Annotated in this window: 23 protein-coding genes; 12 read left to right on the top strand and 11 right to left on the bottom strand. The window is 72.4% G+C overall.

The genetic code is table 11. The features are described from left to right. The first annotated feature begins 21 nt into the window (after positions 1 to 21). Both purQ and purL read left to right on the top strand, forming a co-directional pair. Entirely contained in the window at positions 22 to 717 is a 696-nt protein-coding gene (gene purQ / locus AB4Y83_RS09845) for a phosphoribosylformylglycinamidine synthase subunit PurQ (protein WP_442276022.1), read from the top strand. Further along, positions 714 to 3,014, top strand: coding sequence for a phosphoribosylformylglycinamidine synthase subunit PurL (gene purL, locus AB4Y83_RS09840; RefSeq protein WP_442276021.1), 2,301 nt, complete (start codon positions 714 to 716; stop codon positions 3,012 to 3,014). The genes purQ and purL overlap by 4 nt, the downstream gene beginning before the upstream one ends. Before the next feature lie 18 nt (positions 3,015 to 3,032). Here the strand turns inward: purL and AB4Y83_RS09835 are convergent, their stop codons facing one another. From AB4Y83_RS09835 to AB4Y83_RS09825, 3 genes are read right to left on the bottom strand one after another with little or no spacing between them, the layout of a single operon-like run. After that, complete coding sequence (locus tag AB4Y83_RS09835; RefSeq protein WP_442276020.1) at positions 3,033 to 3,851, bottom strand: spermidine synthase; 819 nt, start codon at positions 3,849 to 3,851, stop codon at positions 3,033 to 3,035. Continuing rightward, entirely contained in the window at positions 3,848 to 4,663 is an 816-nt protein-coding gene (locus AB4Y83_RS09830; protein ID WP_442276019.1) for a GNAT family N-acetyltransferase, read from the bottom strand. Before AB4Y83_RS09830 ends, AB4Y83_RS09835 begins: the two co-directional genes overlap by 4 nt. Next, entirely contained in the window at positions 4,656 to 5,084 is a 429-nt protein-coding gene (locus AB4Y83_RS09825) for a VOC family protein (protein ID WP_442296732.1), read from the bottom strand. The genes AB4Y83_RS09830 and AB4Y83_RS09825 overlap by 8 nt, the downstream gene beginning before the upstream one ends. Before the next feature lie 88 nt (positions 5,085 to 5,172). On the opposite strand from AB4Y83_RS09825, the gene AB4Y83_RS09820 reads away from it, so the two are divergent. From AB4Y83_RS09820 to purF, 6 genes are read left to right on the top strand one after another with little or no spacing between them, the layout of a single operon-like run. Beyond that, a complete protein-coding gene (locus AB4Y83_RS09820) occupies positions 5,173 to 6,054 on the top strand; it encodes an LLM class flavin-dependent oxidoreductase (protein ID WP_442296731.1) in 882 nt (293 codons plus the stop codon). Between the two features lie 43 nt (positions 6,055 to 6,097). Further along, positions 6,098 to 6,478: a sterol carrier family protein gene (locus tag AB4Y83_RS09815; protein WP_442276016.1), complete on the top strand. Its 381-nt coding sequence runs from the start codon at positions 6,098 to 6,100 to the stop codon at positions 6,476 to 6,478. Continuing rightward, positions 6,475 to 6,723 carry a hypothetical protein gene (locus tag AB4Y83_RS09810; RefSeq protein WP_056771955.1) on the top strand — a complete coding sequence of 83 codons (249 nt, stop codon included), beginning with the start codon at positions 6,475 to 6,477 and terminating at the stop codon, positions 6,721 to 6,723. The genes AB4Y83_RS09815 and AB4Y83_RS09810 overlap by 4 nt, the downstream gene beginning before the upstream one ends. 26 nt (positions 6,724 to 6,749) lie before the next feature. Next, complete coding sequence (locus AB4Y83_RS09805) at positions 6,750 to 7,922, top strand: CaiB/BaiF CoA transferase family protein (RefSeq protein ID WP_442296730.1); 1,173 nt, start codon at positions 6,750 to 6,752, stop codon at positions 7,920 to 7,922. Then, on the top strand, positions 7,919 to 8,479 hold the full coding sequence (gene thpR / locus AB4Y83_RS09800; RefSeq protein ID WP_442276014.1) for an RNA 2',3'-cyclic phosphodiesterase: 561 nt from the start codon (positions 7,919 to 7,921) through the stop codon (positions 8,477 to 8,479). The genes AB4Y83_RS09805 and thpR overlap by 4 nt, the downstream gene beginning before the upstream one ends. 42 nt (positions 8,480 to 8,521) lie before the next feature. Continuing rightward, complete coding sequence (purF, locus tag AB4Y83_RS09795) at positions 8,522 to 10,084, top strand: amidophosphoribosyltransferase (RefSeq protein ID WP_442296729.1); 1,563 nt, start codon at positions 8,522 to 8,524, stop codon at positions 10,082 to 10,084. Between the two features lie 26 nt (positions 10,085 to 10,110). Here the strand turns inward: purF and AB4Y83_RS09790 are convergent, their stop codons facing one another. Beyond that, a complete protein-coding gene (locus tag AB4Y83_RS09790) occupies positions 10,111 to 11,049 on the bottom strand; it encodes a hypothetical protein (RefSeq protein ID WP_442296728.1) in 939 nt (312 codons plus the stop codon). Between the two features lie 191 nt (positions 11,050 to 11,240). On the opposite strand from AB4Y83_RS09790, the gene purM reads away from it, so the two are divergent. Next, the gene (gene purM, locus AB4Y83_RS09785; protein WP_442276011.1) at positions 11,241 to 12,371 is read left to right on the top strand and encodes a phosphoribosylformylglycinamidine cyclo-ligase; all 1,131 of its coding nucleotides are present in this window, start codon (positions 11,241 to 11,243) and stop codon (positions 12,369 to 12,371) included. A gap of 180 nt (positions 12,372 to 12,551) precedes the next feature. Here the strand turns inward: purM and AB4Y83_RS09780 are convergent, their stop codons facing one another. Next, complete coding sequence (locus tag AB4Y83_RS09780; protein WP_020142456.1) at positions 12,552 to 12,746, bottom strand: DUF3073 domain-containing protein; 195 nt, start codon at positions 12,744 to 12,746, stop codon at positions 12,552 to 12,554. A 431-nt stretch (positions 12,747 to 13,177) separates the two neighbouring features. On the opposite strand from AB4Y83_RS09780, the gene AB4Y83_RS09775 reads away from it, so the two are divergent. Then, on the top strand, positions 13,178 to 13,369 hold the full coding sequence (locus AB4Y83_RS09775) for a BldC family transcriptional regulator (protein ID WP_045191048.1): 192 nt from the start codon (positions 13,178 to 13,180) through the stop codon (positions 13,367 to 13,369). Between the two features lie 98 nt (positions 13,370 to 13,467). On the opposite strand, the gene AB4Y83_RS09770 is transcribed toward AB4Y83_RS09775, so the two are convergent. Continuing rightward, positions 13,468 to 13,935, bottom strand: a complete 468-nt coding sequence (locus tag AB4Y83_RS09770) for a hypothetical protein (RefSeq protein WP_056822532.1) — start codon at positions 13,933 to 13,935, stop codon at positions 13,468 to 13,470. Between the two features lie 137 nt (positions 13,936 to 14,072). Between AB4Y83_RS09770 and AB4Y83_RS09765 the strand changes: the two genes are divergently transcribed. Then, the gene (locus AB4Y83_RS09765) at positions 14,073 to 14,516 is read left to right on the top strand and encodes a VOC family protein (RefSeq protein WP_442296727.1); all 444 of its coding nucleotides are present in this window, start codon (positions 14,073 to 14,075) and stop codon (positions 14,514 to 14,516) included. Here the strand turns inward: AB4Y83_RS09765 and AB4Y83_RS09760 are convergent. Both AB4Y83_RS09760 and AB4Y83_RS09755 read right to left on the bottom strand, forming a co-directional pair. Then, the gene (locus AB4Y83_RS09760) at positions 14,513 to 15,196 is read right to left on the bottom strand and encodes a nucleotidyltransferase domain-containing protein (protein ID WP_056771937.1); all 684 of its coding nucleotides are present in this window, start codon (positions 15,194 to 15,196) and stop codon (positions 14,513 to 14,515) included. The two genes, AB4Y83_RS09765 and AB4Y83_RS09760, sit on opposite strands and share 4 nt — an antisense overlap. Positions 15,197 to 15,224: 28 nt before the next feature. Continuing rightward, positions 15,225 to 16,859 (bottom strand): PucR family transcriptional regulator, encoded by a 1,635-nt coding sequence (locus AB4Y83_RS09755; RefSeq protein ID WP_235508509.1) that lies wholly within the window; start codon positions 16,857 to 16,859, stop codon positions 15,225 to 15,227. 141 nt (positions 16,860 to 17,000) lie between these two features. On the opposite strand from AB4Y83_RS09755, the gene AB4Y83_RS09750 reads away from it, so the two are divergent. Next, positions 17,001 to 18,269: an NAD(P)/FAD-dependent oxidoreductase gene (locus tag AB4Y83_RS09750; RefSeq protein ID WP_442296726.1), complete on the top strand. Its 1,269-nt coding sequence runs from the start codon at positions 17,001 to 17,003 to the stop codon at positions 18,267 to 18,269. Between the two features lie 169 nt (positions 18,270 to 18,438). Here AB4Y83_RS09750 and AB4Y83_RS09745 read toward each other — a convergent pair whose 3' ends face one another. From AB4Y83_RS09745 to AB4Y83_RS09735, 3 genes are all read right to left on the bottom strand, one after another. Next, a complete protein-coding gene (locus tag AB4Y83_RS09745) occupies positions 18,439 to 19,011 on the bottom strand; it encodes a DM13 domain-containing protein (RefSeq protein ID WP_442296725.1) in 573 nt (190 codons plus the stop codon). 93 nt (positions 19,012 to 19,104) lie between these two features. Continuing rightward, positions 19,105 to 20,874 carry an alpha-amylase family glycosyl hydrolase gene (locus AB4Y83_RS09740; RefSeq protein WP_442296724.1) on the bottom strand — a complete coding sequence of 590 codons (1,770 nt, stop codon included), beginning with the start codon at positions 20,872 to 20,874 and terminating at the stop codon, positions 19,105 to 19,107. 149 nt (positions 20,875 to 21,023) lie between these two features. Further along, the coding region (locus AB4Y83_RS09735) for a hypothetical protein (protein WP_442296723.1) at positions 21,024 to 21,565 on the bottom strand (542 nt) is incomplete at its 5' end.

The raw sequence follows: 21,565 nt of genomic DNA, 5'->3' as shown, positions 1-21,565 counted from the left end.
CGAGGCGGAGGACGGCGAGCAGTGAGGATCGGCGTCGTCACGTTCCCCGGCTCGCTCGACGACCGTGACGCGGCGCGCGCCGTCCGTGAGTGCGGCGGCGAGGCCGTCATGCTCTGGCACGGCGACGCAGACCTCAAGGGCGTCGACGCGGTCATCCTGCCCGGTGGCTTCTCCTACGGCGACTACCTCCGGTGCGGCGCCATCGCACGCTTCGCGCCGGTCATGGACGCCCTCGTGCCCGCGGCCCGGGGCGGCCTGCCCGTCCTCGGCATCTGCAACGGCTTCCAGGTGCTCACCGAGAGCCACCTGCTCCCCGGCGCGCTGATCCGCAACGACCACCGCAAGTTCAACTGCGTCGACCAGCGGCTCGTCGTCGAGAACGCCTCCACCGACTGGACGTCCGACTTCGAGGCCGGCCAGGAGATCACGATCGTCCTCAAGAACGGCGAGGGCGGGTTCGTCGCCGACGAGAAGACGCTCGACACGCTCGAGGGCGAGGGGCGGGTCGTCTTCCGCTACGTCCCCGACGCCGAGGGGCGCAACCCCAACGGCTCCTACCGCCACATCGCCGGCATCACGAACGAGCGCGGCAACGTCGTCGGCCTGATGCCGCACCCGGAGCACGCCGTCGAGGAGGGCTACGGCCCGAGCCTCGACGGTCGCGGCTTCTTCACCTCGATCATCAAGCAGACCCTCGAGAGCGCAGCCACCGCATGAGCGACACCCAGACCGCGCCCCTCCTCGACACCGTCGAGCACGCCGCGGCCACGCCCGACGTCGAGCAGCCGTGGGCCGAGCTCGGCCTCAAGGTCGACGAGTACGCCAACATCCGCGAGATCATCGGGCGCCGTCCGACCATCGCCGAGCTCGCGATGTACTCCGTCATGTGGAGCGAGCACTGCTCCTACAAGTCGAGCAAGATCCACTTCTCCCTCTGGGGCGAGAACACCACCGACGAGATGCGCGAGAAGCTCCTCGTCGGCATCGGTGAGAACGCCGGCGTCGTCGACATCGGGGACGGCTGGGCCGTGACCTTCAAGGTCGAGTCGCACAACCACCCGTCCTACGTCGAGCCCTACCAGGGCGCCGCGACGGGCGTCGGCGGCATCATCCGCGACATCATGTCGATGGGTGCGCGCCCCATCGCCGTCATGGACCCGCTCCGCTTCGGCAACCTGCACCACCCCGACACCCAGCGCGTCCTGCCGGGCGTCGTCGCGGGCGTCGGCGGCTACGGCAACTGCATCGGCCTGCCCAACATCGGCGGCGAGGTCGTCTTCGACGACTGCTACCAGGGCAACCCGCTCGTCAACGCCCTCTGCGTCGGCGCGATGCGCATCGAGGACATCCACCTCGCCAAGGCGTCGGGTCCCGGCAACAAGGTCATCCTCTTCGGCGCCAAGACCGGCGGCGACGGCATCGGCGGCGTCTCGGTGCTCGCGTCCGAGACCTTCGACGAGGGCGGCCCGACCAAGCGCCCCGCCGTCCAGGTCGGCGACCCGTTCGCCGAGAAGGTGCTCATCGAGTGCTGTCTCGATCTCTACGCGGCCGGCGTCGTCGACGGCATCCAGGACCTCGGCGGTGCCGGGCTCTCCTGTGCCACCAGCGAGCTCGCCTCCAACGGTGACGGCGGCATGCAGGTCGAGCTCTCCCTCGTCCCGCTGCGCGACGCGAGCCTGCAGCCGCAGGAGATCCTCATGTCGGAGTCGCAGGAGCGCATGATGGCCGTCGTCGAGCCGAAGCACCTCGACGAGTTCATGGCCATCACCGAGAAGTGGGACGTCGAGGCCACCGTCATCGGCGAGGTCACCGACGGCGACCACCTCGTCATCACCTGGCACGGCGAGGTCATCGTCGACGTGCCGCCGCGCTCGGTCGCCCACGAGGGCCCGACGTACAACCGCCCGCTGGCGCGGCCGGCATACCTCGACGGTCTCAACGCTGCGGGCACGGCCGAGCTGGCCAAGCCGCAGACGGGCGAGGAGATCCGGGCGCAGCTGCTGACCCTGCTCGGCTCGCCCAACCTCTGCGACAAGTCGTGGATCACCGACCAGTACGACCGCTACGTGCTCGGCAACACCGCTCTCGCGCAGCCCGATGACTCGGGCGTCGTGCGCGTCGACGAGGAGACGGGCCGCGGCGTCGCCGTGTCGACCGACTGCAACGGCCGCTTCGCCAAGCTCGACCCGTACACCGGTGCGCAGCTCGCGCTCGCCGAGGCCTACCGCAACGTGGCCACCGCCGGCGCCGCCCCGCTCGCCGTCACCGACTGCCTCAACTTCGGCTCGCCGGAGGACCCCGGCGTCATGTGGCAGTTCCGTGAGGCCATCCGCGGCATCGCCGAGGGGTGCCGCTTCCTCGGCATCCCCGTCACGGGCGGCAACGTGTCGTTCTACAACCAGACCGGCGACGTCGCGATCCACCCGACGCCCGTCATCGGCGTGCTCGGGGTCATGGACGACGTCTCCAAGCGCTCCGGCTCGGGCTTCCGCAGCGACGACGCGCACGTCTACCTCCTGGGCACGACGCGTGACGAGCTCGACGGGTCCGAGTGGGCGCACGTCGTCCACAAGCACCTCGGCGGGCTCCCGCCGAAGGTCGACCTCGCGGCCGAGCAGGCCCTCGGTCGGGTCCTCGTCGAGGCGGCGCGCACCGGCATCGTCGAGGCCGCGCACGACCTCTCCGAGGGTGGTCTCGCCATCGCCCTCGCCGAGGCGTGCATGCGTCACGGCGTCGGTGTCACCGTCGACGGACTCGATGCGATCGGTGCCGATGCCGAGGGCAACCCCCTCGACGCCTTCACGGCGCTCTTCTCCGAGTCGAGCGCCCGCGCGCTCGTCGCGGTGCCGGCCGGTCACGCGGCCGAGTTCGAGGCGATGCTCGGTGACGTGCCGCACGCGCGCATCGGCGTGACCGGTGGGCGCGACCTCGAGGTCGTCGGCCACTTCGCCGTCTCCGTCGCCGAGCTCACGTCGGCGCACGAGTTCACGCTCCCGGCGGTCTTCGGCTCCTGAACCCCCGGCCTCAGCTCGTCAACGTGCCCGCCACTTCCCGGCCTCGGGAGGTGGCGGGCTCTGGATTCCCCTGTCGTCAAAGGGTTTTGCGCCCGCAAGCAGACGCGTCAGTGCTGCGCCTTCACGCAGCCCGGTCGGCAGGTTGGCCCTGGCGACGTCACGCCTCAGCGCCTCCGCCGGCAACGGCGAGGCGCAGGCGACGAGCACCGAGTTGCCGAACCGTCGGCCCTTGAGCACCTCGTGCGTCGCGATCACCGCGACGTGCGGCAGCGACGTGGCCACCGTCGCGACCACCCTTGCGACCCAGCGCATCCCGGGCTCGTCGGCGAGGTTCCAGAGGGCGATGCCCGTCGGCTTGAGGACGCGCGCCACCTCGTGGGCGTATGCCGTCCCGACGAGCTCCGCCGGCACACGCCCTCCCGCGTAGGCGTCCGTCACGACGACGTCGGCGGAGCCGTCCCTGAGGGCGCGCACGCCCGTCAAGCCGTCGACCGGGCGGACGCGGATGCGGTGCCGCCGGGGGAGGGGGACCTCGCGACGGACGAGCTCGGTCAGCGCCTCGTCCGGCTCGAGGACGATCTGGGGGGAGCCCGGACGGGTCGCCTCCACCCAGCGCGGCAACGTCAGTCCGGCGCCGCCGACGTGCGTGACGCCGAGCGGGCCCGGCGGCATCGCGTCGATGGCGAGCGCCAGGTGCTGGACGTACTCGAAGACGAGCAGGGTCGGGTCGTCGGGCTGGACGTGCGACTGCGGCGATCCGTCCATGTGGACCGTGACGCCGCCGCGCTCGTCCCACTCGAGCGAGACGTGCTGTGCCGCAGTCGATCCCGCGCTCACGTGAGGTCCAGGACGAGCACGCGCTCCTCGCCGTGGCGGGTGAAGCCGATGCGGCGCAGGATCGGCGACGATGTGCCGACGACGCCATGGGTGAGGCCGAGGGTCGCCCCGGCGGCGCGAGCCGTGCGCAGGCGCGCGTCGAGGACGGCGCGGTAGGCCCCGCGACCGCGCCACGAGCTGTGCGTCCCACCGCCCCAGAGACGGCATACGTCGTCGGCCAGCGTGTAGCCGCCCGTCCCGGCGGGACGCCCGTCGACGTAGGCCACCCACCGTCCGCCCGAGTCGTCGGCGAGACCGTGCTCGACCTCGGCCAGCGACGAGGCGACCTGCTCGTCCGTCGGGTCCTCTCCGCCGAAGGCGTCGTTGCCGACGACGATCGCGTCGCGCACCGTCTCCGCATCGGTGACCCGACGGACCTCGACGTCGTCGGGCACGGCGAGGTCGGGCAACCCGTCCCGCATCGTCAGCGCGAGCACGTCCATGCGGTCGACGACGGAAGCACCCCTGGCCACCAGCTCGGGCTCGAGACCGGCCGGACGGGTGAACTCGGACAGGCGCCACCACAGGCGGTCGCGGCCCCAGCTGCGCGCGACGGCGCAGATCTCGTCGGCGAGCTCGGCGACGTCGCGGTCGGAGCCGAAGACGCGGGCCGAGGTAGGTGTCAGGAAGTAGTCGGGGTAGGCAACGACGAGGTACTCGTCCGTGGCGACGTGGGGCGCGCCCTGGGGGACCCAGCTCCACTCGTTGGAGGCCGCGAGCACGGCGGCCGCGTCCCAGCTCCGGCCGCTCGCGGCGGCCACGCCCTCAGGCACCAGCCATCGCGGTGGTGCCGTCGGACAGGACCGGGGACATGAGGCCGAAGACGTTGCCGTCGGGGTCGTGGAGGTAGGCCAAGCGCCCGACGCCTGGCATGTCGGCCGGCGCGAGGGCCTCGGACCCGCCCAGCTCGAGGCCCTGGGCGAAGAGGCCGTCGACGTCGTCGACCGCGATGACGAGGTTGGCCCCGTTGACGGCCCCGCCGATCTCGGGTGCGGGGCCCTGGCGCTGCGTCAGGCCGCCGTTGATGCCGTGGCCGACGCCTCCCTGACTCGCCGCCTCGTCGCCGGTGTCGATGGCCCAGTAGGGCATGTCGCCGAACTGCTGGAAGGACCAGCCGAGCAGCCGCTCGTAGAAGTCGGCGAGGCGCGCGGGGTCCGAGCCGTGGATCTCGAAGTGGACGACGAGATTGGACATGGCTGCTCCTTCGGCGGGCGTGGGTTGTCCCCTCCGACGCTACGGCCCGGCACGGTCGGCGACAACGGTTCTGGACTACCGTCAGGGGATGCGATTCGGTCTGGCGATCCTGCCCGAGCACCCGTGGTCCGAGGCCGAGCCGATGTGGCGCGCGGCCGAGCAGATGGGCTTCGACCACGCCTGGACCTTCGACCACGTGACGTGGGGCGGCCTGCCCGAGTCGCCGTGGTTCGCCGCGGTGCCGACCCTCGCCGCGGCCGCCGCCGTCACCGAGCGCATCGGTCTCGGCACGTTCGTGTCGTCGCCCAACAACCACCACCCGGTGCAGTTCATGCGAGAGGTGCTGGCCCTCGACGACATCTCGCGCGGACGGTTCCTCCTCGGCATCGGGACGGGCGGCGACCTCGACTCACGGATCATGGGCGAGGACCTCGCGCTGCGTGACCGCGTCGCCCGCTTCACCGAGTTCACCGACCTGCTCGACCGCCTCCTGCGTGACGACCACGTCACCGTCGACGGCCGCTTCTATGCCGCCCGCGACGTGCGCACCCTCCCCGGCCCGGTCCGCGGCGGCGACACCGGCAACCGGGTGCCGCTCGTCATCGCGGCCAACGGCCCCAAGTCGATCGGCCTGGCGGTCGAGCGCGGCGACGGCTGGATGACCTACGGCGGCACCGCCGACACCGACGACGAGTGGTGGGAGCTCGTGGCCGGTCACAGCCGGAGGGTCGACACCGCCCTCGAGGTCGCCGGCCGCGACGCCGCGGGCTTCGGCCGCTACCTCAACCTCGACTCGGCTCCGACCTTCTCGCTGTCGAGCGCTGCCGCGTTCGAGGACGCGGTGGGCCGCGCCGCGGCCCTCGGCTTCACCGACGTCATCACCCACTGGCCGCGCACGACGGAGCCCTTCCACACCACCCGCGAGGTCCTCGACGAGGTCGTCGCCGACGTCATCCCCCGCCTGCGCTGAGGGCGTCGGTCGGCCGTCGGCGCACGCAGATAGCCTGCGAGGTATGCCGCCACGCCGCCGTACGCCCGTCGCCGAGGGACATGCCGCCCTCGTCGCCTGCCGTGAGGCGGGCTGGGAGGCCGACCGCCGCACCACGGCGACGGCGGTCCGCTACACGCTCGAGGAGCTCGCGACCATCGCCCCCGGCCGCACCGTCGAGGTGCGCGTCCCCCCGCACGGTGCGGTGCAGTGCATCGAGGGCCCGGTCCACACCCGCGGCACGCCGCCCAACGTCATCGAGACCGACGCGGGGACGTGGCTGCGCCTCGCCGTCGGCGACCTGGCCTGGGAGGCGGCCCTCGACGGGGCCCGGGTCCGGGCCAGCGGTCAGCGCGCCCACCTCGACGGCCTGCTTCCGCTCACCTCACTTAGGCTGGACTCGTGACCCAGCCCTCGCCGACCACCCGCCCCGAGCGTCCCCGCATCCCCAACTTCAAGCGCTTCCTCATCACGGGCGCCGTGCTGGGTTTCATCGTGGGTGCCGCCATCTCGATCGTGGGTGACGAGGTGCAGGGCTACACGACGACCACCGGCGCCCTCTACATCGGCGCCCTCGGCGCCTTCATCGGCACCGGCCTGGCCGGCGTCCTCGGCATCCTCCTCGACCGGTCGGGTCGCGACCAGTCGTGACCCCGCCGGTCGGCCACGCTGAGGGCGTGCCGGACGCCCAGGGCGCACCTGCCGCGCGCACGGGACCCCTTGCCGGCATCCGCGTCGTCGAGCTCGCCGGCATCGGCCCCGCGCCCTTCGCGGCGATGCTGCTCGCCGACCTCGGCGCCGACGTCATCCGAATCGACAGGCCCGGTGAGGGCTCGCTGCCCGTCCCGCTGTCGCCCGAGGCCGACCTGCTGCGCCGCGGCCGCCCCTCCGTCGCCCTCGACCTCAAGCATTCCGACGGTCTCGAGACGACCCTCGCGCTCGTCGAGCAGGCCGACGTGATCCTCGAGGGCTACCGGCCCGGTGTCGCCGAGCGGCTCGGGCTCGGGCCCACCCACTGCCTCGGTCGCAACCCACGCCTCGTCTACGGCCGGATGACCGGGTGGGGGCAGGACGGCCCGCTCGCCCACGCCGCCGGGCACGACATCGGCTACGTCGCCATCACCGGAGCGCTGCACGCCATCGGCCGCGCCGGCGGACCTCCGCAGGTCCCCGTCAACCTCGTCGGCGACTTCGGGGGAGGAGCCCTCTACCTCGTCGTCGGCGTCCTCGCCGCCCTCCTCGAGGCGCGCACGAGCGGCCGCGGACAGGTCGTCGACGCCGCGATCGTCGACGGCACCGCCCACCTCTCCTCGCTCGTCATGAGCCTCGTGGGCGCCGGGCTGTGGTCCGACCGCCGCGGCACCAACCTCCTCGACACCGGCGCCCCCTTCTACGACGTCTACGAGACGAGCGACGGTGGCTGGCTCGCGGTCGGTCCGCTCGAGCCCGCGTTCTATGCCGAGCTGCTGCGCCTGACCGGCCTCACCGACACCGCGCCCGACCGCCTCGACCCGCGCACGTGGCCCGCCCTGCGCGCCCTGCTCGCCGACACGTTCCGCAGCCGCACCCGCGACGAGTGGACGGCTGTCTTCGAGGGCACCGACGCGTGCGTCGAGCCGGTCCTCAGCTACGCCGAGGCACCCGGCCACCCGCACCTCGCCGCGCGCGGCACCTACGTCGAGCACCACGGCCTCGTCCAGCCGGCCCCGGCGCCCCGCTTCTCGCGCACCCCGGCCGCACTCGGCACCCCACCGTCCACACCCGGCGCCGACACCCGCGCCGCCCTCGCCGCGTGGGGCATCGACGACGTCGACGCCCTCATCGCCTCGGGCGCTGCCTCCATGCCATGAGGCTGTTCGTCGCCGTCGTCCCTCCCGACGACGTGCTCGACGACCTCGAGGCTCACGTCGAGCCGCGGCGCGAGGCAGGCCCGGAGATCCGCTGGACCGACCGCCACCAGTGGCACGTCACCCTCGCCTTCCTCGGCGCCGTCCCGGAGGCCCGCCTCGACGACCTGACCGACGCGCTCGGGCGCTCCGCAGCACGGCGCGATCCCCTCGTCCTGCAGCTCGCCGGGGCCGGCGCCTTCCCGAACCCGTACGCCGCCCGCGTGCTCTGGGCGGGGGTGGAGCAGGTCCGCGGCGACCTCGGAGCGGTGGCGGGCGGCATACGCCGTGCGTCGACGGCGGCGGGGGCGACGCCCGACGGGACGCGCTTCCACCCGCACCTGACGCTCGGCCGCTTCCACCACCCCACCGAGGCGACCCGTTGGATCCGCGCGCTCGACGCCTGGGAGGGGCCGGCCTGGCGGGTCGACCACCTCGCGCTCGTCGAGTCCCACCTCGGTGAGGGGCGGGGGCGGCGGCCGCGCTACGAGGTGCTCGCCGAGCTGCCGCTGCGGTCGTGAACCGCGGACGAGTCGCCCACCGGCGTGTGCGACACTGGCGCTGTGGCACGTGGCGACGGTCGTTTGAACCATGACCTCATCCCCGGCGAGAAAGGCCCGCAGGACGCCTGCGGGGTCTTCGGCGTCTGGGCTCCCGGAGAGGACGTCGCGAAGCTGACGTACTTCGGGCTCTATGCGTTGCAGCACCGCGGGCAGGAGTCGGCCGGCATCGCGACCGGTGACGGCAAGAAGATCCTCGTCTACAAGGACATGGGCCTCGTGTCGCAGGTCTTCGACGAGACCGCGCTCAGCTCGCTCCGCGGCCACATCGCGATCGGCCACACGCGCTACTCCACGACCGGCGGCTCGACGTGGGAGAACGCCCAGCCGACCCTTGGCGGCACCGGCCACAGCACGCTGGCCCTGGCCCACAACGGCAACCTCATCAACACGGTCGAGCTCAAGGCCCTCGTCGACGAGCACTTCGGCGGCACCCGCATCACCGGCGAGCTCGCCCGCGGCAACACCTCCGACACCGCGCTCGTCACGACGCTGCTCGCGGCCGACGAGGACCGCACGCCCGAGCAGGCCGCCCTCGAGCTGCTGCCCAAGCTCAAGGGCGCGTTCTCGTTCGTCTTCATGGACGAGACGACGTTGTATGCCGCCCGCGACCCGTGGGGCGTGCGTCCCCTCGCGCTCGGCCGCCTCGAGCGGGGCTGGGTCGTCGCCTCCGAGACGGCGGCCCTGCAGACGATCGGCGCCGCCGTCATCCGCGAGGTCGAGCCCGGTGAGCTCATCGTCATCGACGAGGACGGCCTGCGCTCGCACACGTTCGCCGAGCCCCAGCCCAAGGGCTGCGTGTTCGAGTACGTCTACCTCGCCCGCCCCGACGCCGTCATCCGCGGCCGGGTCGTGCACGAGGCCCGCGTCGAGATGGGACGCGTCCTCGCGCGCGAGCACCCCGTCGACGCCGACCTCGTCATCGGTGTGCCGGAGTCGGGCGTGCCTGCGGCCGTGGGCTACTCGCAGGAGTCGGGGATCCCGTTCGGCCAGGGCTTCGTTAAGAACGCCTACGTCGGACGCACCTTCATCCAGCCGTCGCAGACCCTGCGCCAGCTCGGCATCCGGCTCAAGCTCAACCCGCTCGAGCACACGATCCGCGGCAAGCGCCTCGTCGTCGTCGACGACTCGATCGTGCGCGGCAACACCCAGCGAGCGCAGATCCGCATGCTCCGCGAGGCCGGCGCGGCGGAGGTGCACGTGCGCATCAGCTCGCCGCCCGTGCAGTGGCCGTGCTTCTACGGCATCGACTTCGCGACGCGGGCCGAGCTCATCGCGACCGGCCTCAAGGTCGAGGAGATCAGGGCCTCGATCGGCGCCGACTCCCTCGGCTACATCTCCGAGGAGGGCATGATCGGCGCGACGAACCAGCCCGCCGACGAGCTGTGCTCCGCGTGCTTCACCGGGAAGTACCCCATCGAGCTGCCCGAGGACGGTCGCATCGGCAAGCACGTCCTCGAGACGCTGCCGCTGACGGTGCGCACCGGCCACGACCGCTCGGTCGACGTCGACGGGGTCACCCTCGGGGTCGGCCTCGGCGGCGAGAACGCCCTCCAGCACCCCTGACCCCGCGGTTCGATGTATTTCGACGGTCACGGGTGACCGTGAGATACATCGAACCGGCAGCGTGAGGGGTGGTGCCCCGCCGCGACCTGCTGCAGGAACAGCTCGGCTTCGAGACGCAGTCCGACGACGTCGATGCGGAGCACCCGATCACCAGCCAGGACGAGAGCGTTCTGGCGAAGGTTGTCGAGCATGACGTTGAGTCCGGCTCTGTGCTGCGCGCCGTCGATCTCCACCACGAGGTCGCAGCAGCTCCACCGAACATCGAGGTAGATGCGTCCGCGAGGGCCGCGCCGGACCACCTGGCGGCTGGGTTCGGGGAGGCCCTTGAGGCGGCACAGCCGGGCGAAGTCGAGCTCGCCCAAGGACTCGACGCCGAAGGCGATGTCCCGCACGACTCCGCGGACGAACGCGCGACGCGTCCTGCCGCGGACCTCACGGTGTGCCTGGGCCAGCAGACGGGGCGTCGTGAGGTTCTGCTGGACGGCCATGAGCAGCACGAGCGCCGCCTGTCGGTCGGACACAGCCCAGTGTGCGGCCCGGATGGCAGCGACGGCAGGGCGCACGCGAGGCACGCCCACGCCCACGACCTCATCGGGGACGCGTCGGATCACCTTGTGCACCGTCACGCCGTCGACGACCGAGGTGTTGTGGTGGTGGCGGGCGGAAACGTGGATGCGGTCGTCCTCGAAGCCCTTGAGGCCTGCCGCCTGCAGAGCGGTCGCGCCGTCGATGGCCGCGATCGTCTCCCCGACCTCCCACACGCCGCGCCAGCGACGAGCGACGACGTCGAGCGGTGCAGTGTGGACCGCCACGGTCTGCCTGCCGTGCATCTGCCAGCGGCCCGACTCGACGGCTCGGCGCACGTGGATCTCGGTCATGCCCGCGCCGTACAGCTGTCGGCGGGACGCCACGCCGCCCTGCACCTCGGCGATGCGGCGAGCGAGGAGAAGCCGTTCGCGGTCCATGTCCCGAGGCTTGCCGCCATCGGACGCGCCGTCATCAGGGCGTCCTGCCCCTGTGGATGAGGGCCATGACCGGCCGACACCTGTGGACGGCCCCTCGTTCGATGTATGGCGCGGTCACGGGCGACCGTGGAATACATCGAACCGGGGAGGGGAGGGGGAGGGGGAGGACGGGGCGCCGGTAGGCTGGGCCCGTGAGCGATGCCCCCATCACGTATGCCTCGGCCGGAGTCGACGTCGAGGCAGGTGACCAGGCCGTCGAGCTGATGAAGGCATCGGTGCGGCGCGCCACCAGACCAGAGGTCGTCGGTGGCCTCGGCGGGTTCGCCGGCATGTTCGACGCGAGCGCGATCGCCCGGATGACCCGCCCGATCCTCGCCACGAGCACCGACGGCGTCGGCACCAAGGTCGCCATCGCCCAGGCCCTCGACGTGCACGACACCATCGGCTTCGACCTCGTCGGCATGGTCGTCGACGACATCGTCGTGTGCGGCGCCGAGCCGCTCTTCATGACCGACTACATCGCGACGGGCAAGGTCGTCCCGGAGCGCATCGCCGCCATCGTCGGCGGCATCGCCCGCGCGTGCGAGGAGGCGGGGGTCGCCCTCGTCGGCGGCGAGACCGCCGAGCACCCGGGCCTGCTCGAACCCGACGAGTACGACGTCGCCGGCGCCGCCACCGGCGTCGTGGAGTATGCCGCCGTGCTGGGTCCCCAGCGCGTCGCCGACGGAGACGTCGTGGTCGCCCTCGCGAGCAGTGGCCTGCACAGCAACGGCTACAGCCTCGTGCGCCGCGTCATCGCGAGCGCCGGCTGGCAGCTCGACCGTCACGTCGACGACTTCGGCCGCACCCTCGGCGAGGAGCTGCTCGAGCCGACCCGCATCTACACCAAGCCGCTGCTCGAGCTCATCGCCGCCGAGGGTGTCGACGTGCACGCCCTGAGCCACGTCACCGGCGGCGGCCTGGCCGCGAACCTCGCCCGTGTGCTCCCGACCGGCACCTTCGCCCGGGTCGACCGCTCGACGTGGACCCCCCCTGCCGTCTTCCGCACCGTCCAGGACCTCGGCCGCGTGCCGCAGGCCGACATCGAGCGCACCCTCAACCAGGGCATCGGCTTCGTCGCCGTGCTTCCCGAGGCGCAGGCGGAGCGCGCCATCGAGCTGAGCGAGGCCCGCGGTATCCGGGCGTGGCGTCTCGGTGAGGTCGCCACCGAGGAGCGGGCGCACGCCGACGGCCTCGTCGCCGGTGACGCCGAGATCGTGCGCGGCGCCAAGGGCGTCGACGGCGGCGCCGTGCAGGTCGTCGGGCAGCACCCGACCCCCTGATCCGACCGGACGCGGGCATGACGAAGCCCGCAGCACCCCGGAGGGTGTGCGGGCATCGATGCGTTACCCCGACGCTCTCGCCACGTGGGCGGGAGCCTCAGGCGCCTCGAGGGCAGCACCGATCGCGCGCCGGGTGTGAACACCCGACGCACGAGGTGCAGACGGAAGAGGAAGGCAGGCTCAGCGCCCGCCCGAGGCCCACTTCCCGTATTCGTCGTACTCGTCGTCGTCGACGGATCGTGGCTGGTTGGACACGTCGCGTTGCGACGGCCCGTGCAGCTCACGCTCCAGCGCGCTCAAGTCCGTGTCAGGTGTGTAGTACTTGAGCTGCCGTGCGACCTTGGTCTGCTTGGCTTTGGCTCGGCCGCGCCCCATGGCGTGACCCCCTCGTGCGTCGTGCCGGGACGGCATCGCTCCTCGGAGAACCGGGTGGTTCTTCGATGTCCGCGTAGCGGCCCCGGGAATGTGTGTGTTCTCGTGGTGCTAACGCTACATGAGTGAGGCAAATCCTGCGCCCGCCCCACCCCCTGATCGGCGGCGCGTCGCAGCTGCTCGAACCGGGCCGACCGGCCGGAGGTCGGTCGGGCGTTGCCCGGGAGTCCGCCAGGGACCGTCAGGGGTCGGGAACACGCTTCCGGGCGGCCGGGTGGGCGTATACACCTTGTGTCTCGGAAGCGGGACGATTTGACTCTTTTCAGTGTTTAACCGCCATTAGACTGGCCGAGACTTTACCCTTGCTTTACTGAGCCCCGATTGGGGCGCATGCGTGTCGCTGCACCTAGCGACAGGGTGGTGGGGATATGACAATGACGACTCAGGATCGACACGAGACCGAGAAGCTACTGACTCCTGCCGAGGTTGCGGCCCTGTTCCGTGTGGACCCGAAGACGGTCACGCGGTGGGCCAAGGCAGGAAAGCTGACTTCGATCCGGACCCTTGGTGGGCACCGGAGGTATCGCGAGTCAGAGGTGCGCGACCTTCTGGGTGGCGGGCACTGATCTCGGCGGAAAGTTGGGGGTAAACCGGTCAGATCGTCGGGGGAGGCGCACCACGCGGTGTTCCTCCCCCGACTGCTACCGGTGGTTGGACGTGTTGGTCAGGCCCGGCCGTGGGGGACGGGGTTGACCGTGCACACGAAGTACTTCACGACGCCGCCGTCGACGAGGGCTCCGGCGCCGATGGCCGCCTGCACCTCGTCCGCGGCGTCGAGCACGCCGTTGCCGTCGCGGTCGCCGGCCGCCAGCGCCGCGGCATACGTGCTCGTCAGCGAGACGGCGTGCACCTGCCAGCGTCCGCCGTTGTAGCCGGGGTCGCCGGGGGCCGCGGTGGCGACGCTGCGCTGCACGGCGCCGAAGCTGTAGATCGTGTCCCACGACTGCGCGGGTGCACCGGTGCCGCTGAGATCGGTCGGCGTCGCGACCGTCCGGTAGAGCTCGTGGTCGACGTAGAACGCCGGCCCCGACACGCCGCCCGCCTGGGCGGAGGTGCCCGCGGCGAGGGCGGGGAGGGCGACCGCGGCGACACAGAGAGACCGGATGGTCCTACGAGTCAGCTTGTGAGACATGGCTTTCCACCTTTCGTCCGGTCACCCTGACCGGCTCACCACCGAGTCAATCCCGTCCCGGTCGTGCACTCCATGACGAGGTGGTTATCCGGTCCTTACGGCTCGGCGACGTCGGTGGCCGGTCCTATCGTGGCGGGATGACGAACCCACCCGAGATCACCGCCATCACCCTCGGCGTCCGCGACGTCGAGCGCTCCCGCGCGTTCTACGTCGACGGGCTCGGCTTCCGCTCCGTCCTCCACCTGCCGGAGATCACCTTCGTCCAGGGTGCCCCCGGCGTGCTCCTCGCCCTGTGGGACGTCGCGCAGATGCCGAGCGAGTACGGCGACGTCGCGCACGGCTCCTCGGCGCCACMCGTGTCGCTGGGCCACAACGTCACCGAGGTCGGCGAGGTCGAGGCGTTGTATGCCGCCGCGCTGGCTGCCGGCGCGACCTCCGTCTCCGCCCCGACCGAGCGCGAGTGGGGTGGGGTCAGTGCGTGCGTGGCCGACCCGGACGGCTTCCGCTGGGATCTCGTGCACAACCCGAACTTCCGGGTCGACGCCGACGGCACGGTCCACCTGGGCGAGGCGCCTGCCTAGGCGCCGCCTCGAACCCCGTCCAGGCGAGCCCGCCACGGATGGCCGGCCGGCTGGGCGTCGACGACTCGCCGGAGCACCGCCACCTGGGCGGCACCGAGCAGGGGGAGCGCGGCCTCGAGGTCGGCGTCGTCCTTGGGGCGTGGCGAGGCGGCCTTGTGGGCGAGGACGAGCTCGGGGCGCAGGTAGCGCACACCGTCGCGCTCCCACGTGGCATCGTCCAGTGACACCACGAGCGAGGGGTCGCGCTTGAACTGCCACCGTCCGTCGACGTCCGGGTTGAGCAGGATCTCCCCGCGCCACGGGGCGAGCGCGTGCTCGCGGACCCAGATCTGGCCGGAGTCCTCGGGCACCTCCCGTCCGGGCCGCAGGTGCAGCAGGCCCGAGTCGCCGGCGGACCACAGGTGCCAGTGCGGCTCGAGGTGGGCTCGGATCGCGCCGACGTCGCGACGGAGCACCGAGACGTCGATGTCCTCGTGGTCGCGGGCCACGCCGGTGAAGGCCTCGAGGGCCCAGCCGCCGGCCACCCACCAGGGCACGTCGAGCCCGGCGAGGAGGTCCCGGACCTCGGCGGGGGTCCACGGGTGCTGCGGACCGTAGATCCGCTGGAACTCGTCCGGTGCGAGCCACTGCTGCCCGCCGGTCGTCACCTCGTCCTGCTCGTCCGCCTCCTGCTCGCCCACGACGCCACGCTAGCGCCGGCGGCTCGCCTCAGTGGCCGAGTGCGCGCAACTGGAGGCGCAGGGCGAGACGCGTCTCGGGGTCGTGCAGGTCGAGCTCGACGACGCCGGACAGGCGCTGCATCCGGTAGCGGAGCGTGTTGGGGTGCACGTGGACCCGCGCCGCGGCCGCCCGCGGGTCGCCCGGGTGGTCGAGCCACGCCGCGACCGTCTCGAGGTAGGCCGTGTGGTGGGCCTCGTCGTGCTCGCGCAGGGCGGCGACCGGACCGAGCAGCTCCTCGGTCCAGATGCCTCCGAGGGCGCGGGCGTTGGTGACGGCCGCCCAGGCGTCCTCGACCGTCGTCGTCGTGCCCGAGACGCGGCCGACGTCGCGCAGGCGCTGCACCTCGGTGGCCTCGCGTCGCGAGCGGTCGAGGTCGACGGTGCGCGAGACCCGGCCGCCGGCGCTCGCCGTGGCCGTCGGCGTGACACCCGCGACCTCCTCGACGACGCCGAGCAGCCACTCCCACGTGCCGGGGGACGCGTCGCCGGGCACGTCTCGCACGAGGGTCAGGGCGACGCCGTCGAAGATCGCGAGGAGCGGCTGGCGCCACGAGCGGCGCCGAGCAGCGGACTCCCACACGTCGAGCTCATGCTCGGTGTCACGGGGCGCGCCCTCACCGGTCGGGTCGGTGCGCGGCCGGTGCGCACCGGCGAGCACGACGACCCGCCACGGTGCCGCCGGCAGCCAGCCCTCGGCCTCGAGCGTGTCGCCGCTCAGCACGGCCCGGAGCCGGTCGGCCGAGACCCGTCGGGCGAGGTCGGCCTGCGACCGCAGGCGCAGCAGGTGCAGGGCCACGACCGACGCCGTCTGGGCGAGCGAGCCCATGACCTGCTCGGGTGGCTCCTCGTCGACGACGGCCCAGATCGAGCCCAGCCACTCGGTGCCGGCCCGCACCGGCACGACGACGCGGGCCCGCAGGCCGCGCCCGGCCGGGACGAAGAAGGGCTCGTCGGAGCGCGCGAGCCGGCGGAACACCCCGCGCCCGCGGAGGTTGGCGATGACCTCGTCGGGCACCCGCCGGCCGACGATGGTCGAGACGCGCGCCGGGTCGGCGACGTCCTGGGTCGAGGAGTAGGCGAGCACCCGCGACTGGGTGTCCTCGATGGTGATGGGAGCTGCGACGAGGGCCGCGCACGCGTCGGCAAGGGCGAAGAGCTCGTCGAGCACCGGGCCCTCCGCGCGCACCGCTGGTCCGCTCGCTGCGCGGTCGAGGACGCCGCGCAGCAGCCACACGACGTGCGCCCACGACGCGTGGTCGGCGAGCTCCACGAGGCTGACGCGGAAGCGGGCCGCCGCGGCGCGCACCTGCTGGTTGCGGGCCGCGGCCCGCCGCAGCACGACGGCGCCGCAGTCGACGGCCGCCGCGCCCTCGAGCAGGGCGGCCGCCTCGGCCGGCCGCTCGACCCCGACGCCGAGGAGCAGGTCGCCGGCCTGGCCGAAGACGCCCGAGCCGGGCTCGGCGAGCGTGACGTCGTCGACCGTCGGACCTCCGACGTCGACGACCACCGTGAGCAGGCCGCCGCCGAGGGTGCCGACGAGCTGAGCGATGGGCAGGCCGACCGGGGTCGTCGACGAGGTGCGGGTCGCGGACCGTCGGGTCGCGCGGGACGGGGCGGACGGCATACGACCATTGTGGCCCGGTGTGGTGCTCCCAGCACAACAAGGTTCGCAAACACTGGCAGCGCAGCACCATGGGCCCCTTCACGCGCGGCCCCACCATGGAGGCAAGGCACCACCCGAGCACCAGACCCAGGAGTCGATCGCATGGCCGCTGTGACCCCCGCCGGTACCCCCGTCCCCGAGCGCGTCGCCGTCGTCGGCGCCGGCATGGTCGGTCTCGCCACCGCCTGGTTCCTCCAGGAGCGTGGCGTCGAGGTCACCGTCATCGACCGCGACGGCGTGGCCGCCGGCGCGTCCTGGGGCAACGCGGGCTGGCTGACGCCCGGCATCGCGACGCCGCTGCCCGAGCCCGCCGTGCTCAAGTACGGCCTGCGCGCCGTCCTCAGCCCGAGCTCGCCCGTCTACGTGCCGCCGAGCGCGCGCCCGGACTTCCTCCGCTTCGTCACCGGCTTCACGCGCCACAGCACCATGACGGCGTGGAAGAAGGCCATGGGGGCCCTCGTGCCCGTCAACGACCTGTCGCTCCAGAGCTTCGACCTCCTCAAGGCCGGCGGGGTCGACGCCGACACCTACGAGGCGAAGTCCTTCACCGCCGCCTACCGCACGGCCGAGGAGCGCCAGACCCTCCTCGAGGAGATCGAGCACATCCACGCCTCCGGCGGCGACATCACCTTCGACGTCCTGAGCGGCGACGAGGCCCGCGCCATCGAGCCGGCCCTGTCCGACGAGATCGGCGCCGCGATCGTGCTGCACGGTCAGCGCTTCATCAACCCGGGCGCCTACGTCGCCGCGCTCGCCGACTCGGTCACCGCCCGCGGCGGCAAGATCGTCACCGGCAGTGCCGTCTCGCGCATCACGGACACCCCGACCGGCGTGCTCGTGACGAACGACTTCGGCCAGGCCGAGCACTACGACGCGGTCGTCGTCGCGACCGGCGCGTGGCTCGGCAAGCTCGCGCGGGAGTTCGGCGTCAAGCGTGTGGTCCAGGCCGGCCGCGGCTACTCCTTCAGCGTCGCCGTCGACGACCTGCCCAACGGCCCCGTCTACTTCCCGGCTGCGCGCGTCGCCTGCACGCCCGTCGGTGACCGCCTCCGCGTCGCCGGCATGATGGAGTTCCGCCAGCCGGAGGCCGCGCTCGACCCGCGCCGCATCAAGGCCATCGTCGAGTCGGCGCGCCCGCTGCTCCAGGGAGCCGACCTCGACCACCGCCAGGACGAGTGGGTGGGTTCGCGTCCCTGCACCATCGACGGGCTCCCGCTCATCGGCGCCTCGAAGAACTCCAAGGTCTTCGTCGCCGGCGGCCACGGCATGTGGGGCATCACCCTCGGCCCGGTCACCGGCCGCCTGCTCGCCGAGCAGATGGTCACGGGCCGCGCGCCCGAGCAGCTCGCGCCCTTCAACCCGCTCCGCTGAGCGCCCCCGGCAGCGCCGGGAGACACGGACAAGGCCCACCTGACGACACTCGTCAGGTGGGCCTCCGTGCGCGTCCCCCCGCGCATCGGCGGCGCGTCAGCGCGCGCCGGAGGCGGCTGCCGCCGGACCCCTCAGTGCGGCGGCAGCCGTCAACCGTGGTTCGGAGCCGTCATGCGGACCGGATTGGTGCCGATCCGAAGGCGACGTCGAACCGGTCGCACCAGATGACGACCGAGGTCAGACCCGAGAGGTCCGTACCCACCGGGACGGCGTAGTTCTGGTTGCCGTCCGTGGCCTTGAGGTCGCCGAGCAGGACGAACCGGCCGTCGTCGTAGCGATGCCAGTCGTCCCCTCCAGCAGGCTGGTCGGTCAGCCACACGACGACGTCCGGCCCGTCGCTCGTCGAGAAGCCCTCGAGCCGCAGGACCGTCGTGCCGTCGGCCAGCTCGAGCACCCGGGCCGTGCCGGAGGTGGCGTGCTCCCCGTCGACGAAGCGCCCCTGCCCGACGACGCGCGGAGCCGCTGGCGCGACCGGGGGCGTATGCCGGGTGGTCGAGGCTGCGCTTCCCGTGCCGGTGCCGGTCGGGGCGGGGCCCGTGTCGGCGACCGCGGTGGCGACCGGGATCGGCTCGTCGACGACGCTGCGGGTGAGCAGGCGCCAGGGCTGGAAGAGCACGAGACCGACGGCCAGCGCGACGAGCCCGAGCACGACGGTGGCGGCGATCCAGGGACGTCGTGTCATGGCTCCAGTCCACCGGGTCCGGGATGTCCCGACCATGACGAGAGCCTTACGAGGTGCTGACGTCCCCACGGGCCACGCCCCGCGACGCGTGCGTCAGGCGGGGGTGAGCACGACGAGGGTGTACGCGCCCACCGAGACGGTGCCGCTGGCGGGCTGGTCGTCGAGGGGCTCGTCCACCGCGTCCACGTCGTGGGTCTCGTGGCCCGCGAAGAGGGCGCTGTAGGTCGCCGCGTCGGAGTTGAAGCGGACCACCCACGGCCCGGCGGACGGCATACCCGTCGTGATGTCGCGCGCCTCGGCGCTCGCGTTGACGACGACCACGGCGACGTCGTCGCCGGAGCGCCGTGCCCAGGCGAGGGCCTTGGCCTCGTCGTCGAGGTGGAGCACCTCGAAGCCCTCCCCGCGCAGGCCACGTGAGACGCCGTCGACGTCGCGGCGCAGGTGGATGAGGTCACGGCCGAGCCGCACGATGTCGCGGAACTGCTCGGCCCGCTCCCAGTCGAGCGGCACGTCGTCGCGGAACCACTCGTCCTCGAGGAACTCCTGGCCCTGGAAGAGCATCGGGATGCCGGGCGTCGTCAGCGCGATGGCGAAGCCGAGGGTCGCGCGCTTCTGCGCCGCCCAGCCGCTCGGGTCACCCCCGTCGACCTCGTGGGGGACCCGGAGCTTGCCGTTGGCCACCTCGTCGTGGCTCTCGGTGTAGACGATCCGCCGGAACGGCTCGTCGTTGCCACGCAGGGCGTCCGCGAGCTCGGTCATCGAGCGCTCCGCGTCGTCGACGGCGGTCAGCAGCCCCCTCACCGGGTGGACGAAGCTCGTGTCCCACTGGGCGTGGAAGCCCGCGCCGCCTTCGTCGGAAGAGGTGATCGCCGGGTCGGACTGGAGGTCCTCGGCGATGAGGATCTTGTCGGGGTGCCGCTCACGGATCGCCGTCGTGATCGAGCGCATGAGGTCCCAGCCCTCGGGGAGGTCGCCGCTGCCGAGACCGTCGATGGTGCGCACGTAGAGGGTCGCGTCGAACCGGAGCCCGTCGAGGTGGAACTCCTCGAGCCACATGAGGGCGTTGTCGAGGAGGTAGGCGCGCACCTCCTCGCGGCCGTAGTCGGGTCGGGTGTCACCCCACGGGGTCGACGAGCGCTCGTCGTTGTAGAAGTAGATGCCGCCCTTGCCGTCCTCGCTCCAGCCGTCGAACTGCCAGAGGGACAGGTCGCTCGGGCCGTAGTGGTTGATGACGACGTCGAGGATGACGGCGATGCCGTGCCGGTGGGACTCCTTGACGAAGGCCTTGAGCGCGTCGGCGCCGCCGTAGCCGCTCTCGACGGCGAAGGGGTTGGAGGGGTTGTAGCCCCAGGAGTAGTCACCGGCGAACTCGGCGACCGGCATCAGCTCGATGGCGTTGATGCCGAGCTCGGCGAGGTAGCCGAGCTTGCCCGCCAGGCCACCGAGGTCACCGACGTCACCCTCGGTGGCTTCGAAGGAGCCGATGTGGGTCTCGTAGATGACGAGCTCGTCGTGCGGCGGGCAGCCGAACGTGTCACCGCCCCAGTCGAAGGCGTCGCGGTCGTAGACGACGGCGTTGCCGGACGAGTTCGTGACGACGCGAGCGCGCGGGTCGATCCGCATGAGGCGCTGGTCGCCGTTCGTGATGACGAACTGGTACTCGTCGCCGGGCCCGGCGCCCTCGACGTCGGCGTACCAGTGACCGTTGTCCTCGGAGGCCATCGCGTGGCCGTCACCCGACCAGTCGGTGAAGCTGCCCGTCACCGCGACGGCGTCGGCGTTCGGGGCCCAGACACGGAAGGCGGTCCCGCCCTCGTGGGGCATCGACCCGAGTCCGGGGCGGTGGGCGTCGTGCTCGGACATGCGGGCTCCAGTCGGGTCGCGAGGGGGCAGCCCGAGCGTAGACCTGGCTGCTCGAGCCGACCCGTGACGTACCCGATCGGCCTGCCCGGCTCGCTCAGCCCGCTCGGCTCAGCTCGCTCGGCTCGGCCCGCTCGGCCGGACTCGCAGCGTCAGCGCAGGTAGCCGTTGACGTCGGCGATGACCTGCACGGCGCCGGCGGAGTGGTTGACGATSGTCAGCGTGCCGGAGGTGGTGAGGCGGCCGACGAGGAGGTTGGCGACGGTCTGGCCGGCGGCGAAGTTGGCSGTGGAGCTGCCSGTSGTSGCGGTSGAGTCGGCGCTGAGGAAGCCGGCCGCCCGGGGTGAGGTGGCGGTGAGGTTGATCGCGGCGGCGGTGGCCCCGGCTGGGACGGGTGACCCGGTGACGCCGGCGACCTTGATGGTGAGCGAGGTGCCGGCGGCGATCGCGGTGCGCACGGGGTTGGATGTCGTGCCGACGCGGGTGTCGAGTACGCGCGTCGGAGCGGTCGTGGCCCACTGGTTCGCGGTGCTCGCGGTCGTGACGTAGCCGGTGACGTCGGCGATGACCTGCACGGTGCCGGCGGAGTGGTTGACGATCGTCAGCGTGCCGGAGGTGGTGAGGCGGCCGACGAGGAGGTTGGCGACGGTCTGGCCGGCGGCGAAGTTGGCGGTGGAGCTGCCCGTCGTCGCGG

The organism is Terrabacter sp. RAF57, from assembly GCF_052113925.1.
In the GTDB taxonomy this organism is placed as follows: domain Bacteria; phylum Actinomycetota; class Actinomycetes; order Actinomycetales; family Dermatophilaceae; genus Terrabacter.
This window is presented reverse-complemented; position numbering and strand designations above follow the sequence as displayed.